The organism is Arthrobacter sp. zg-Y1110 (assembly GCF_025244865.1).
In the GTDB taxonomy this organism is placed as follows: Bacteria; Actinomycetota; Actinomycetes; order Actinomycetales; family Micrococcaceae; genus Arthrobacter_B.
Genome location: NZ_CP104272.1, coordinates 3460564 through 3474633 on the forward strand (window position 1 = coordinate 3460564; position 14070 = coordinate 3474633).

The window sequence follows — 14070 nt, forward strand, 5'->3', positions numbered from 1 at the left end:
AGGTTCCTTTCCTTTAGCCGCGGCCAGCGCCGGAGTAAGGCAGGAGAGCAACTTCGCGGGCATTCTTGATTGCCTGGGCGATCTTGCGCTGTTCCTGCACGGAGACGCCAGTTACGCGACGAGCGCGGATCTTTCCGCGGTCGGAAATGAACTTGCGCAGCAATGCTACGTCCTTGTAGTCGATGACAGTGATGTCAGCGGCCTTCAAGGGATTGGACTTTGGTTTGGGCTTGCGAAGTTCAGCCTTAGCCATCGTGGAGCTCCTTATGTCTAGTGGAGCCCGTGGATACATTTTCCACGGGATGGGCTCGACGGCGGTTGCCGTCTGAGGATGGCGCCCGAAGGCGCCGGGTGAAGGGCCGCTTCTCCCGAATGGGGGTTGCCGCTCTTCGGATGAAGAGGTTTAGAAGGGCGGATCGTTCGAATCCGGGCCGCTGCCCCATCCACCGGAGTTGCCGCCCGCAGGGGCGCCCCAGGGATCGTCAGCCGGTGCGGACTGCGCCGGCTGCTGCTGGCCGCCGCCCCAACCGGAGTTGGAGTTGCCGCCGAAGCCGCCGCCACCGCCGCCGTTGTTTCCGCCGAAGCCGCCGCCGCCACCGCCGGAGCGCTGGGTGCGGGTGACCTTGGCAGAGGCATAACGCAGCGAGGGGCCGATTTCGTCGACCTCAAGCTCCATTACGGTGCGCTTTTCGCCTTCTTTGGTTTCGTACGAACGCGACTTCAGGCGGCCCTGGCAAACTACGCGGGTTCCCTTGGTGAGGGACTCGGCGACGTTTTCAGCAGCTTCACGCCAGACAGACGCGCGGAGGAACAGCGTTTCGCCGTCCTTCCACTCGTTGGACTGACGGTCGAAGGTCCGCGGGGTCGAGGCAATGGTGAAGTTCGCCACTGCCGAACCGGACGGAGTGAACCGCAGTTCCGGGTCGTTGGTTAGGTTACCGACGACGGTGATTGTTGTCTCGCCTGCCATGAAAGCCTCCTGATATCAGTACGGGTTGCCGAAATTATTCTGCGGAAACCTTTGCAGCGTCCTTAGCGGCCTTCTTGGCATCCTTCTTCGAGATCTTCTGCTCTTCAGGGCGGATGATCTTGGTGCGCATGATGGTCTCGTTGAGGCTCAGCTGGCGATCAAGCTCGGCTGCTGCTGCAGGCGTACCGGTGAAGTTAACCACCGCGTAGATGCCTTCAGTCTTTTTCTGGATTTCGTAGGCCAGTCGACGACGGCCCCAGATGTCTACCTTGTCGATGGTTCCACCATCGTTGCGGACAACATTGAGGAACTTGTCGAGCGAAGGCTCGACGGTACGCTCTTCGACCTCGGGGTCGATGATTACCATCAGTTCATAAGCACGCATTTGTGAACCCACCTCCTTTGGGCTATACGGTCACGGCATTTCCGTAACAGGAGGTTCTTTTGCGTTGTCTCCCCTCGGCATGCAGCTGATCCGCAGCGGGGGGAATCTGCCGACCGAAGCCGACAGCACAGACTTTCTTATCCTATCCGATTTCCCGGGACGGGATTGACACGCCGGGATCCGCCGGCCGTTCCGTCCGGGTCAGGCGGCCCCCGCCGCGAAGAACAGCTGTGCCACTGCGGCCAGGCGCCGGGGGTCATGCACGCCTGCCATTTCCCGGGCCGAGTGCATGGAAAGTACGGGAATCCCGACATCCACGGTCCGGATGCCGAGCCGCGTTGCGGTCAGGGGTCCAATGGTGGAGCCGCAGGGGACGGAGTTGTGGGACACGAATTCCTGGTACGGCACCTCGGCGGCCGTGCAGAGGCTCGCCCAGCGGGCCATGCCGGGGGCGTCGGTGGTGTAACGCTGGTTGGCGTTGATCTTCAGCAGCGGCCCGCCGTTGAGCACCGGGTGGTTGGCGGGATCATGCCGCTCCGCATAGTTGGGGTGGACGGCGTGGCCGACATCCGCGGAAATACAGAAGGAGGCGGCCATCGCGCGGGCACGGTCCGCCGTCGTCGCACCGAGTCCGTCACCGATCCGCAGCAGTACGTCTTCGAGGAACGGGCCGGCAGCGCCGGACCGGCTGCCGCTGCCCACCTCTTCGTGGTCGAACGCCGCGAGGACGGCAACCGGTGCCGTGGGCGCGACGTCGGCCGCGATAAGTGCGACGACGCCGGCATGGACGGAGGAAAGGTTGTCCAGCCGCCCCGAGGCGAAGAACTCTCCCTCGGCGCCGAAAACCTGCGGTGGCTGGGTGTCGGCGGCAACGATGTCGTAGCCGCCGATCTCCTCCGGTGCCAGGCCGGCCTTTGCCGCCAGCAGCGCCACGAGGTCGGAGGTGGACGGGTCCCCCAGTCCCCAGACCGGGTTCATGTGCTGTTGCTTATCCAGCTTCAAGCCCTCGTTCACGGCCCGGTCCAGGTGGATGGCCAGCTGCGGAAAGCGCATCAGCGGGCCGGTCTCCACGAGCCGTTCCTCGCCGGCCAGGGTGACCATCCGACCGGCAAGCTGCAGCTCCCGGTCCAGCCAGGAGTTCAGCAGCGGGCCGCCGTAGACTTCGACGCCGGCCTGCAGCCAGCCGAGCCGTCCGGTGGTGGGCCGTGGCTTGAGCTTGAAGGACGGCGAATCGGTGTGGGTACCGAAGATCGAGAACCCCGTGGCGGGGCCCGCGGCCTCAGGCGTGACCCAGGCGATGAACGCGCCGTCGCGCACCACAAAGAACTTTCCGGCCGAGCGCGGGAAATCTCCGGTCTCGAGTACTTCCGTGAACCCTGCCTCCGCCAGGCGGCGCGCGCCTTCACGCGCAGCGTGGAAGCTGGAGGGTGAGGCGCTGACAAACGCGCCGAGGTCATTGATGTGGGCCAATGCGTCAGACATGCTCCGATTCAACCAGAGCCCGTCGCCCCGGCGTAACCACCGGCCTTCTCGGACGTAAAGAACCCCCGGCACGACCATTGCCGGGGGTTGTGGAGGAATTGTTGGTTGGTTCCGGTGCGGGTGGCGGCGGCCGTTCTTCCGCCGCCGCCCGCACCGAAGTTCAGTGCCCCTAGACGTCCCGTTTCTTGGTTACGACCAGGGAAGCGATCAGCAGTACAGCTGCCCAGGCTGCGAGGACCAGGCCGCCCTGCAGCTGGGTGAGGGCTCCGTCCGCAATCGGGCCGGCCGTCACCAGCTGGGTTCCCGCGTTGCTCGGCAGGAACCGTGCGGCGTCCGGAATCCAGTCCGCCAGGTTCTGCACGATGGCCACCACCAGGGGCAGGACGAAGATGATGCCGATGGCGGTCACCACGCCTCCGGCGGTGTTCCGCAGCAGGGTGCCGATGGCCATGGCAAACACGGCGATCAGTGCCAGGCACGTTCCGGTGTTGAGGATGCTGGCGAGCACTCCGTCATCATCCAGGGACAGGCTGAGGTCTGCGCTGCCCAGGATCGGCTGGGCCACCAGGAAGGAGATGAAGGCGGCACCTGCACCGACCGCGAAGGAAATCAGGGCGATAAGCAGGTTCTTTGCCAGCAGCGCCGGAATGCGCTTGGGAACAGCGCTGAAGGTGGAGCGGATCATTCCGGTGCCCCATTCGGAGGCGATGAGCACCACCGCGAGGGAAGCGATGAGCAACTGGCCGAAGAAGAGTCCGCTGGCGGGGATCTCCGGAACCAGGCTGTCGGCCGCGGGCGGCCCGGCCTGCGCTGCGTCCGGGCTGCCGGCACCGCCGCCGAATTCATTGACAATCTGGGTGGTGCCCCAGGCACCCAGAGCTGCCAGTCCGACCATCACCACTACGGTGATGGCCAGGAGGATGACGGTGGAAGGGACCGTAGTGATCTTGATCCACTCGGATTTCAGGACCCGGAGGAAGCTCAGTCCGGAGCCGGAGGAGGCGGCCGGCGATGACGCGGGATTCTTGGATGTTGTAGCGGTACTCACGGTTTTATTTCCCCTTCCCGGAGGCAGTTCCCGCGGCGGTTAGCTCCTGCGGCAGGTCCTGGGACCGGTATTCAACGTCATCTCGGGTCAGCTCCATGTAGGCGTCCTCGAGGGACACCTGCAGGGGTGTCAGTTCGTACACCAGGATCCGGCGGTCCAGCGCGGCCTCGGCGATGATTCGCGGTTCCGCCCCCGTGACCTCCAGCAGCCCGGATTCCTTCTCCACGCCGGCGACCCCCGGACCGGCCACTGCTTCCAGGAGTTCGCGCGGGCTGTCCGTACGGACGAGGACGCGTACCTTGTTCTGGCCGGCAATAATCTCGGCGATGGGCGCGTCGGCAATGATCCGGCCGCGGCCAATCACGATCAGGTGGTCCGCCGTCTGCGCCATTTCGCTCATCAGGTGGGACGAGAGGAACACGGTGCGGCCTTCCGCGGCCAGCCCCCGGGCAAGGTGCCGGACCCAGAGGACGCCTTCGGGATCGAGTCCGTTGACCGGCTCGTCCAGGATGACCGTGTGCGGGTCTCCCAGCAGCGCGGATGCGATACCAAGCCGCTGCCCCATACCCAGGGAGAAGCCGCCTACCCGCTTCTTGGCTACCGGGCCCAGGCCGGTGAGCTCAATGACTTCGTTGACCCGCTTGGCGGAGATGCCGTGGGTTGCCGCCATGGCCCGCAGGTGGTTGTACGCGCTGCGCTTGGTGTGGACCGCTTTCGCGTCGAGCAGGGCGCCAACCTCGCGGAGGGGTGCCGCGTGCCGGGCGTAGGGTTTGCCGTTGACCAGCACCCGGCCCGAGGTCGGACGGTCCAGACCCACAATCATGCGCATGGTGGTCGATTTACCGGCCCCGTTGGGACCTAGGAAACCGGTGACCTTGCCGGGCTGGACAGTAAAGGAAACGTTGTCGACGGCGGTTTTGTCGCCGTAGCGCTTCGAGAGGCCGGATGCCTCGATCATGGGTGATCCTCACGTTGGGAAGCAAAAGCTGGGGGGCTACCCTCCACCATAGGGGGCCAGCGCCGCAACGGGACCGGTCCAAGGGATGATTCAGGGGTCCCCCTTAGGGATGACTAGGGATTTCCCCGAGGCTCCTGCCCGATATCCCGGGATTGGTACTCGACCTCTCCACGGGTCAACTCCATATAGGCGTCCTCCAGGGATGCCTGCCGCGGGGTCAGCTCGGTGACCAGGATCCGCTGCGACAGCGCCGCTTCGGCAATCCCGCGGGCGGACAGACCGAGGATTTCGAGCTGGCCCGGTGCCGGCCGGCGTATTTCCACGCCGTCCGCACCTATCGCCGCCGCCAGGGCATCGACGTCGTCCGCGCGCACCAGGGTGCGTTCGCGCCCGCTGCCGGCGAGGACCTGGTCCATGGGTGCATCCGCCAGGATCCTGCCGCGGCCGATCACAATCAGGTGGTCGGCGGTGACTGCCATCTCGCTCATCAAGTGCGAGGAAATGAACACCGTGCGGCCCTCCGCAGCCAGGCCCCTGGCAAGATGGCGGACCCACTGCACGCCCTCCGGGTCCAGCCCGTTGACCGGCTCGTCGAAGATAAGCGTGCGGGGGTCCCCCAGCAGTGCCGCCGCGATTCCCAGCCGCTGGCCCATCCCCATGGAGAAACCGCCCACACGTTTGTTGGCTGCCGCACCGAGGCCCGTCAATTCGATGACCTCGGTGATGCGGGCTTTGGGGATGCCGTGGCTGGCGGCGAGCGCCCGCAGATGGTTGTAGGCCGTCCGCCGAGGGTGGACCGCCTTTGCCTCCAGGAGCGCACCGACCTCCCGCAGGGGCGCCGTGTGGCTGGCGTAGGGCCGGCCGTTGACCTCCACACTGCCGGCGGTTGGATGGTCCAGCCCCATGATCATGCGCATGGTGGTCGATTTACCGGCCCCGTTCGGGCCGAGGAAACCGGTGACCTTGCCGGGCTGGACATCGAAGGAGATGCCGTCGACGGCAGTCTTGCCGCCGAAGACCTTGGCGAGGCTGCGGGCCTCAATCATGGTTGACCTCGTTTCCGAAGGGCTCCGCCCCGCTACCGGGAGCTGATCGACTCGAACTTCCGTACCGCCAACGGGACGAAGACGACGAGCATCACTGCCGCCCCGATCAGCACCGTGGCAACGGCGTTCTGCATCGGCCAGGTGTCCGGCACCGGGGCGGTGCCCAGGTTGCCGAACAGCTCACGCACGGCCTGCACGAGTGCCGAGACCGGGTTCCAGTCCGCAAAAGTCTCCAGCGGGCCGGGGAGGTTGGAACTCTGCACAAATGCGTTGGAGATGAAGGTGATGGGAAACAGGATCATAAAGGACGCGTTGTTGATTGTCTCCGGTGATCGCACCGCCATACCGAGCAGGGCCATGACCCAGCTGAAGGCGTAGGAGAACAGCAAAAGCAGCGCGATGGCGGCCAGGAACCTGCCGGGTGTGGAGTTCACCCGCCAGCCCACCAGCAGGCCGGTACCCATCATGATGAGTATGGAGATCCCGTTGAGCGCCAGGTCGGCGTTGGTTCTGCCGATCAGCACTGCGGACGGGCTCATCGGCAGGGTCCGGAACCGGTCAATGATCCCCTCCTTCAGGTCCTGTGCCATGGCGGAGCCGGAGAACGTGGACCCGAACACCACGGTTTGGGCAAAGATGCCTGCCATCAGGAACTGGGTGTAATCCGTCCCCGCAACAGCAATGGACCCGCCGTAGACCTGGCTGAACAGCAGTACGAACATGATCGGCTGCAGCACGGCGAAGATGATCATGTCCGGCGACCGCTTGATCTTGATCAGGTTCCGTTTGGTGACGGTCCACCCGTCCCCTACCCAACGTGCCGGAAGACTGGGGGTGCCGGTCCGGATGCCGGTTGCTGATACTGCCGCGCTCATCGGTGTGCCTCCTCTTTCTCCGTTTCGCTGTCCGCCGGCTTGCCGGTGAGCTGCAGGAAGACGTCGTCCAGGGTGGGGCGGCGGATGCCGGCGTCGTGCAGTTCGATGCCGCCGGCCTCCAGCTCGGACAGGATGCGCTGGAGCGCTGCGGGACCGTCGACGACGGCGACCTCCAGCGTCCGGCCGTCGCTGGAAACGTGCGGGTCGCCGGAACCGTGCCGGCCCAGGATGGTCAGCGCTTCGTCAGAGTCCTCCTGGCGGTGCAGGGCCACCGCCACTCGGTGCCCGCCGATCTGTGCCTTCAGGTCATCCGAGGTGCCCTCCGCAATTACCTTTCCCTCATCGATCACGGCCACCTTGTCTGCCAGCTGGTCCGCTTCCTCCAGGTACTGGGTGGTCAGCAGCAGCGTGGTTCCCCGGGCAACGAGGTCGGTGATGACGCCCCACAGCGCGATCCGGGACCGCGGATCCAGGCCCGTTGTCGGTTCGTCCAGGAACAGGACCCGGGGTTGGTTCACCAGGGCGCCGGCGAGATCCAGGCGGCGGCGCATGCCGCCGGAATAGCCCTTGACCGGCCGGTTGCCGGCGTCGGACAGTTCGAACATGTCGATGAGTTCGATTGCCCGTTCCTTCGCGCGCCGGGCGGGCAGGTGGTACAGATGCCCCACCATGTCCAGGTTTTCGATACCGGTAAGGTTTTCGTCCACGGCGGAGTACTGGCCGGACACCCCAATGACGCGGCGTACTTCTTTGGGGTCGGTGAGGACGTTTATGCCGTCAATGACGGCTGTACCCGAATCGGGCCGGATGAGGGTGGTGAGGACCTTGACGGCAGTCGTTTTCCCGGCCCCGTTGGGGCCCAGCAAAGCGGTCACCGTTCCTTCAGGGACAGTGATATCCAGTCCGTCCAGGGCATGCACGGGACCGGATTTCGAGGAGTAGACCTTGGTCAGCCCCTCGGCGGAAATCAACGGCGTGGACTGTGGTGAAAAGGACATGCGTTGAGGGTAGGACCGGGACGGGCCGCCGCGCCCGTCCTTTGCGGACAGAAACGGTCCGCAGCTTTAGGCAGGTTCGGGCTCGGCTTTCTGCTCGGCAGCGGCCGGAGCAAAAGCAATGGACACCAGCATGGCCGCGCCCACCACCAGCAGGGCGTTGCGTATGCCCCAGTGCTCGCCCAGGAAGCCCAGCACCGGCGGGCCGACGAAGAAGGCCATGTAGCCGATGGTGGACACCACCGATACCCGGCCCGCAGCATGGACCGGATCTTCCCCGGCGGCAGACATGCCCATTGGGAAGCCCAGGGCCGCGCCGACGCCCCACAGCACGGCGCCGAGGGCGGCGAGCCCGAGGTTCGGGGCAAAAACGAAGAGCAGCAGGCCGGCGAGGGAGGCGCTCATGCACACCCGCAGCGCCGGTACGCGGCCCATCCGGTCGATCAGCCGGGCACCGAACCAGCGGGTAAGGGTCATGGCTGCCACGAAGATCCCGAACATCACGGCACCGGCGGACTCGCTGGTGCCCAGTCCGTCCACGGTCGCCTTGGCCACCCAGTCATTTGCCGCACCTTCGGTGAGGGCAGCGCCCATGACGACGACGCCGATCAGCAGCGTCCGGCCCTCCCGCCAGGCACCGAACCGGGAGGGTTTGACCGTCGCGTCGGCTCCGTGGGCTGCGGGTGCGTGCGGCAACTGGAGGAAGTTCCGCGGCACGATCAGCACCGCCACGCAAACCACCGTCAGGATTCCCAGCAGATGCAGGGACAGCGAGATTCCTGCCCAGGAGAGCAGCGCACCGATCATGGCACCCACAAACGCCCCGGCGCTGAAGGCGCCGTGGAACTTGGGCATCACCGTCCGGCCCACCCGGCGTTCGACGTCGGCCCCCTCAAGGTTCATGGCGACATCCCAGCCGGCAATTCCGACGCCGAAGACCAGCAGACCGGCACCGGTCAGCGGAATCGACCCCAGGCTGAGTCCGGCGGCGATGGCCAGGGAGGCTATCGACGTCGTGATTCCCCCGGCGCGCACGGTGCCTGCGGTGCCGATGCGCTGCGCCACCGATCCGGCCAGCGGCAGCGCGGCCACGGATCCGATGGCCGAGAACAGCAGGAGCAGGCCGACACCGGCGGCGCCGATTCCCAGATCCTCGGCGGCGGCGGGAATGCGGGCTGCCCAGCTGGCGAACACGAGGCCGTTGAGGCCGAAAATCACGAAGACGGCAACGAGTGCCTTATTCAGGCCGGTTTCGTGGCGGAGGGCGGCATCATGGAGGGGCTGCGCACTGTTTTCGTTCACGCCAGTATTCTCCCCTACCGCACCCGCTCCACGCGTTTCTCGTCCCAGACCGGCGTCTCGGATTCGTAAACCCTGCCGTCGGAGCCGAACACCAGGAACCGGTCGAAGCTGCGGGCAAACCAGCGGTCGTGGGTGACCGCCAGGACGGTCCCCTCAAACGCGTCAATGGCCTTTTCCAGCGCCTCGGCAGAGTGCAGGTCCAGGTTGTCAGTGGGCTCGTCCAGCAGGAGCAGGGTGGCGCCGGAGAGCTCCAGGAGCAGGATCTGCATCCTCGCCTGCTGACCGCCGGAGAGGGACTCGAACTTCTGCTCCGAAGACGAGGCCAGCCCGTAGCGGTCCAGGGCTCCCGCGGCTGCTTCGCGGCCCAGCCCGGACCGGTGTTCGTCGCCGCGGTGCAGGATGTCCAGCAGGGTCCGTTCGGCCAGGTCCGGGCGCATCATGGTCTGGGCGAAGAACCCGGGCCGGATGCGGGCACCCAGCTTCACCGAGCCGGCATGCGGCACCGGGGCGATCTCCACCTCTGACACCGGCTCGTGTTCCCGGTCCGGATCGCTGCCGCCCAGGGCCAGCAGGCGCAGGAAGTGGGATTTTCCGGAGCCGTTGGAGCCGAGCACCCCCACCCGGTCACCGAACCAGATCTCGGTACTGAACGGTTTCATCAGTCCGGTCAGTTCCAGCTTCTGGGCGACGACGGCGCGCTTGGCCGTGCGGCCGCCGCGCAGCCGCATCTTGACGTTCTGTTCCACCGGCAGGGCTTCCGGCGGGCCCGCTTCCAGGAACTTGGCCAGCCGGGTCTGGGCCGCGTGATAGCGGTTGGCCATGTCGGAGCGGAACGCGGCCTTGTTCTTGTACATGTTGACGAGTTCCTTGAGCTTGAGATGCTCCTCGTCCCAACGCCGGCGCAGTTCCTCGAACCGGGCATTGCGGTCTTCCCTGGCCTTGACGTAGCTGCCGAAGGCGCCGCCGTGGATCCACGCGGAGGCCCCGTTGATGCCCGGCTCCAGGGTCACGATGCGGGTGGCGGCATTGTCCAGCAGCTCCCGGTCGTGGCTGACGAACAGCACGGACTTCTTGGAGGCGGCAAGTTTTCCTTCGAGCCAGCGTTTGCCGGGCACGTCGAGGTAGTTGTCCGGTTCATCCAGGAGCAGGAGCTCGTCGGGGCCGGCGAAAAGTGCTTCCAGGACGAGCCGCTTCTGCTCGCCGCCGGAAAGCGTTGCGGCCTTGCGGTACTGCGCCCGGTCGAAGGGCAGCCCGAGCGCGGCCATGGTCACCTCGTCCCAGACGGTCTCCTGCTCGTACCCGCCGACGTCGCCCCATTCGGTGATGGCGGTGGCGTAGCGCATCTGGGTGGGCTCGTCGTCGTGCTCCATCATGGCCAGCTCGGCGGCATCCACTTCGCGGGCAGCGGCAGCGAGTGCCGGCGGGGCGGCTGAGACGAGCAGGTCGCGGACCGTGCTGTCATCCCGGACCTGTCCGACGAACTGGCGCATGATGCCCATGTTCCCGGACCGTGAAACCGTGCCCTCGTCCGGCATCAGGTCCCCGGCGATGAGCCGCAGCAGGGTGGTTTTCCCGGTGCCGTTGGGGCCGATCAGCGCGGTCTTGTGCCCGTCGCCGACCTTGAAGCTGACGCCGTTGAGCAGCTGCCGTCCGTCGGAGAGGAAATAGTCAATGTTGGATACGTCGAGGTGCGCCACGTACCCATCTTCCCATTTCCTCCGTCTTGCCCTCCGGTGGCCCGGTGCCGCCGTCCGGGCATACGATGAAAACCCCCGAGAATTAGCGAAAGCAGGACCAAAATGATCTTCATTACCGTCAAGTTCCTCGTCAAGCCCGAGTGGACCGAGCGCTGGCCGGAACTGACCGCAGGGTTCACCGAAGCCACCCGTGCCGAGCCCGGCAACCTCTGGTTCGACTGGTCCCGCAGCCTGGAAAACCCCAACGAGTTTGTCCTCGTGGAGGCGTTCAAGGACGACGCCGCGGCCGCCCACGTCCAGAGCGGCCACTTCCAGCAGGCCATGAAGGACATGGTCCCGGCGCTGGTGGAAACCCCGAAGATCATCAACACCGTCATTGAGGGCGAAGAGTGGTCCCGGATGGGCGAACTGACCGTCGAATAGGGCCGCTTTCCAGCCGGAGCCATCAGCCGGAGCCGGAGTGCTGTCAGTCAGCGAAGGTGAGGGACAGTTCCTCGCCGTTGATCTCCACCTCGGCGTACATCCAGTAAAGCTGGTAGCTCTCCCGCTCCGGTTGCCACGAGCCGCCCCGATTCACTTCGGAGTCCAAGATGAATTCCCCGTCCACGGCCCGCACCGAAAACGGTCCCGTGGGATCGCTTTCGATGGGGTCGAGGGTGGGCGGAGTCTGCATGCTCCAGGCGATGTTCCGGTAGCTGTCCGGATCCTCGGCCGTCCACTGGTTCGGGCAGCCCTTCGGCATCAGTTCAGTCGCCTTCATGCAGTTTTCGAGGTGCGCCGTTAGCCCGGCCTCGATTTCCCCGCGGCCGGCGTCCGTGACCTGCGGCTTCAGGTCGACGGTTCCCTCCCGTATAGCCGCAGCGCCGTCCGGGTTCAGGCGCGCGCTCACCACCCGGTCCGGATAGCCGGAATAAGGGCTGCCGGTAGAGGCACTCAGGGTGTAGTCGCCGGGCAGGAAATTAAACAATGCGCTTCTGCGGAGCGCCTCCATGTCCTGGCCGGGGATGTCCACCCCGTTGACAGCGACGGCAGTGGCGTCTCCCCGCAGGATGTAGTGCACCTGGGTGCTCCCCAGGCCGATATTCAGCTTCCATTTTTGAAAGAACAACGCTTCGCTGCCGGCGGTGCGCAGATCCAGTGTTACGGAATGGCTATCGCCGCCCTGTTCGATGTCCACGCTCACGTCAGCCTGGCCGTCGGTGACCACCACATCGGTCACTTCAAATCCGGTAATCGTGTTTTCCGCCTTGGCGTACGCCTCGTTGGTCATCAGGGAGTAGTCCTCCCAGTCAAGGTCGGGACCCATGCCGATGGCCCGTTCCACGTCACCGTCAACAATTGCCTGAAGATACTCTTCGGCCAGCACCTGCGGGCCGTACACGGTCTCGTTGAAGTGCCTGAAGGCGAAGTAGCCTCCTGCAACCAATGCCGCCAGCACGGCGATGGTAACGCCGGCGGCGATCAACAGGGTGTTGCGCTGCGACGGGTCGGCTTTGGGCGGTGCCTGTCCTTGCCGGCCGTTCTGTCCGGGCGGCGGCGGCCACTGCTGCTTTGGCCACTGCTGCTGGTTTTCGCTGCCCGCACCCGGCGGCGGCGAGGCTTGGTACACCCCGGCCCCCGGCCCGTAGTAATCAACATCTTTGTCCGCCATGACTTGTTCCCCCGGTTCAAGTACCCGGCTGCGCGGCCGGCACTCGATAACTTATCGGGTTTTATGACGGAGGTAACAATTGCGGACCAGGGGCTACTTCCTGCCCGGTTCGTAGCCGGCGCGGTGCAGCATTCTCCGCAGGTCCACCAACGTCTGCTCATCGATGTCCTTGCCGTGCGGCACTGTGAGGTAGTCCGTCTGCCCGGCCAGGGTGACCTCGTATTTGCCGTTGTGCTCGCGGGTGGTGTCCGCCACGGCATCCAGCAGGGACAGGACGTCCTTCCACTCGATGTTGCTGCTGGAGGGATGGCGCAGAATCTTGTCCAGGGTGTCGCGGTGATGGTTGTTCAGGTGCTCGGTCATGGGGAACCTCCTGGTTATCAGTTCCCCATGACCGCGGTCCGTGCGCAAGAGCCTGCACCGATCCTCTGTGGTTGCCTGCTGCTAATCGGCGAAAGTCATGGTGATCGTTTCGCCCTGGATGTCCACCATGGCGGGCATCGAGTAGAGCTCAACGGTCCCCTTCATGGTCCCCCACTCGTCACCCTCCTTCATTTCCGCATCCAGGGTGAACTGCCCGTTTACTGCCTCCACCGAGAACGGGAGTGTTGGGTCCCCCTCAATCGACTCGTAAGTGGGTTCCTTGGCCATGCTCCATTTGATGCTGCGGAAGTTGTTGGGATCCTCGCCGTCCGCTTGGTTAGGGCAGCCCTTGGGCTGCAGTTCCGTCAACTTCATGCAGCTTTCCAGGTGCGCCCTTGTCTGGGCCTTGATCTCCTCGCGGGCCGCATCCGTGAGCTCCGGGATGAACCCGACCCCCATCAGCGATTCCTGGCCGTCCAGGCGGACCGCCATTTTCTCGTCCCCGCCGTAGCTCACGAACTTCGTTCCGGTAGGTGCATTGAAGGTGTACTCCCCCGGCAGGACGGCCAGCTTCTTGCCGTCCTCGGGCATTTCCACGCTGACGCCGTTTACGGCAGGTTCGGAGGCATCCGCATCCAGCGTGTAGCGCAGCGACCAGGAGCCCAGCGGCGCGTCCAGCTTCCACTTCTTGAAAAACACTGCCTCCGTGCCGTTCTCTGACAGCTCCAGCTTCATGGCCTGGGTATCATCACCCTGCTTAACGTCCACGCTCACGTCAGCGGTGCCGTCGTTGACCACCACATCGGTCACTTCGAATCCGCTGATCCTGTCGGTGGCCTTCGAGTAAATCTCGTTGGTCATCAGCGAGTAGTCCAGCTCATCCCCGGTGGCAGGAGCCATTTCCATGGCGCGTTCCACGTCCGCGTCGACGAGTGCCTGGAGGTATTCCTCTGCCTGCACCCGGGGGCTGTAAGTCGTCTCGCTGAGGTGTTTGTAGCCGAAGAACCCGCCGACGCCCAGAATCAGCAGCAATCCAGCCGCAACGCTGCCGGCAATGATCAGGCCTTTACGCCGCTTCGGGTTCGGCTGCTTCGATGCCTGTCCCGGCAGTCCGGGTCCCCCGGGTGGCGGAGGAGCCGCCTGGGGCCATTGCCCCTGCGGAGCCGGTTCCTGCGGAGCCGGGGGATTAGGCTGGTGCGGCTGCTGTGGTTGTTGCTGCTCGGTGCCCGGGCCGGGCGGCGGCGGAGCCCCCTGGTTTCCCTGTGCGCCAACAACCGGACCGTGGCTATCCATTTGTC

At 65.3% G+C, this 14070-nt stretch carries 15 protein-coding genes; 1 reads left to right on the forward strand and 14 read right to left on the reverse strand.

What is annotated here, in order from left to right:
• Window positions 1-13: 13 nt before the first annotated feature.
• The 11 genes from rpsR to N2K99_RS16290 form a co-directional block, all read right to left on the reverse strand.
• Window positions 14-253, reverse strand: a complete 240-nt coding sequence (gene rpsR, locus N2K99_RS16240) for a 30S ribosomal protein S18 (protein WP_007269381.1) — start codon at window positions 251-253, stop codon at window positions 14-16.
• Window positions 254-403: 150 nt separating this feature from the next.
• A complete protein-coding gene (locus N2K99_RS16245) occupies window positions 404-970 on the reverse strand; it encodes a single-stranded DNA-binding protein (RefSeq protein WP_227920296.1) in 567 nt (188 codons plus the stop codon).
• A 34-nt stretch (window positions 971-1004) separates the two neighbouring features.
• Window positions 1005-1355 carry a 30S ribosomal protein S6 gene (gene rpsF / locus N2K99_RS16250; RefSeq protein ID WP_227920298.1) on the reverse strand — a complete coding sequence of 117 codons (351 nt, stop codon included), beginning with the start codon at window positions 1353-1355 and terminating at the stop codon, window positions 1005-1007.
• Window positions 1356-1556: 201 nt separating this feature from the next.
• A complete protein-coding gene (locus N2K99_RS16255) occupies window positions 1557-2837 on the reverse strand; it encodes a M18 family aminopeptidase (protein ID WP_227932686.1) in 1281 nt (426 codons plus the stop codon).
• Window positions 2838-3006: 169 nt separating this feature from the next.
• A complete protein-coding gene (locus tag N2K99_RS16260; protein WP_227920309.1) occupies window positions 3007-3885 on the reverse strand; it encodes an ABC transporter permease in 879 nt (292 codons plus the stop codon).
• Window positions 3886-3889: 4 nt separating this feature from the next.
• The gene (locus N2K99_RS16265) at window positions 3890-4843 is read right to left on the reverse strand and encodes an ABC transporter ATP-binding protein (RefSeq protein ID WP_227920312.1); all 954 of its coding nucleotides are present in this window, start codon (window positions 4841-4843) and stop codon (window positions 3890-3892) included.
• A 113-nt stretch (window positions 4844-4956) separates the two neighbouring features.
• Complete coding sequence (locus tag N2K99_RS16270) at window positions 4957-5889, reverse strand: ABC transporter ATP-binding protein (protein ID WP_227920314.1); 933 nt, start codon at window positions 5887-5889, stop codon at window positions 4957-4959.
• 32 nt (window positions 5890-5921) lie between these two features.
• Window positions 5922-6764: an ABC transporter permease gene (locus N2K99_RS16275; protein WP_227920315.1), complete on the reverse strand. Its 843-nt coding sequence runs from the start codon at window positions 6762-6764 to the stop codon at window positions 5922-5924.
• Window positions 6761-7762, reverse strand: coding sequence for an ATP-binding cassette domain-containing protein (locus N2K99_RS16280; RefSeq protein ID WP_227920316.1), 1002 nt, complete (start codon window positions 7760-7762; stop codon window positions 6761-6763). Before N2K99_RS16280 ends, N2K99_RS16275 begins: the two co-directional genes overlap by 4 nt.
• Before the next feature lie 66 nt (window positions 7763-7828).
• Window positions 7829-9061 carry an MFS transporter gene (locus tag N2K99_RS16285; protein WP_227932685.1) on the reverse strand — a complete coding sequence of 411 codons (1233 nt, stop codon included), beginning with the start codon at window positions 9059-9061 and terminating at the stop codon, window positions 7829-7831.
• A gap of 14 nt (window positions 9062-9075) precedes the next feature.
• On the reverse strand, window positions 9076-10758 hold the full coding sequence (locus tag N2K99_RS16290) for an ABC-F family ATP-binding cassette domain-containing protein (RefSeq protein WP_227932684.1): 1683 nt from the start codon (window positions 10756-10758) through the stop codon (window positions 9076-9078).
• A gap of 102 nt (window positions 10759-10860) precedes the next feature.
• Between N2K99_RS16290 and N2K99_RS16295 the strand changes: the two genes are divergently transcribed.
• Window positions 10861-11181, forward strand: coding sequence for a putative quinol monooxygenase (locus N2K99_RS16295; protein WP_227932683.1), 321 nt, complete (start codon window positions 10861-10863; stop codon window positions 11179-11181).
• Window positions 11182-11224: 43 nt separating this feature from the next.
• On the opposite strand, the gene N2K99_RS16300 is transcribed toward N2K99_RS16295, so the two are convergent.
• From N2K99_RS16300 to N2K99_RS16310, 3 genes are all read right to left on the reverse strand, one after another.
• A complete protein-coding gene (locus N2K99_RS16300; protein WP_227932682.1) occupies window positions 11225-12409 on the reverse strand; it encodes a hypothetical protein in 1185 nt (394 codons plus the stop codon).
• A gap of 93 nt (window positions 12410-12502) precedes the next feature.
• Window positions 12503-12772, reverse strand: a complete 270-nt coding sequence (locus tag N2K99_RS16305) for a hypothetical protein (RefSeq protein ID WP_227920321.1) — start codon at window positions 12770-12772, stop codon at window positions 12503-12505.
• A gap of 81 nt (window positions 12773-12853) precedes the next feature.
• A complete protein-coding gene (locus N2K99_RS16310) occupies window positions 12854-14065 on the reverse strand; it encodes a hypothetical protein (protein ID WP_227932681.1) in 1212 nt (403 codons plus the stop codon).
• Window positions 14066-14070: the final 5 nt, after the last annotated feature.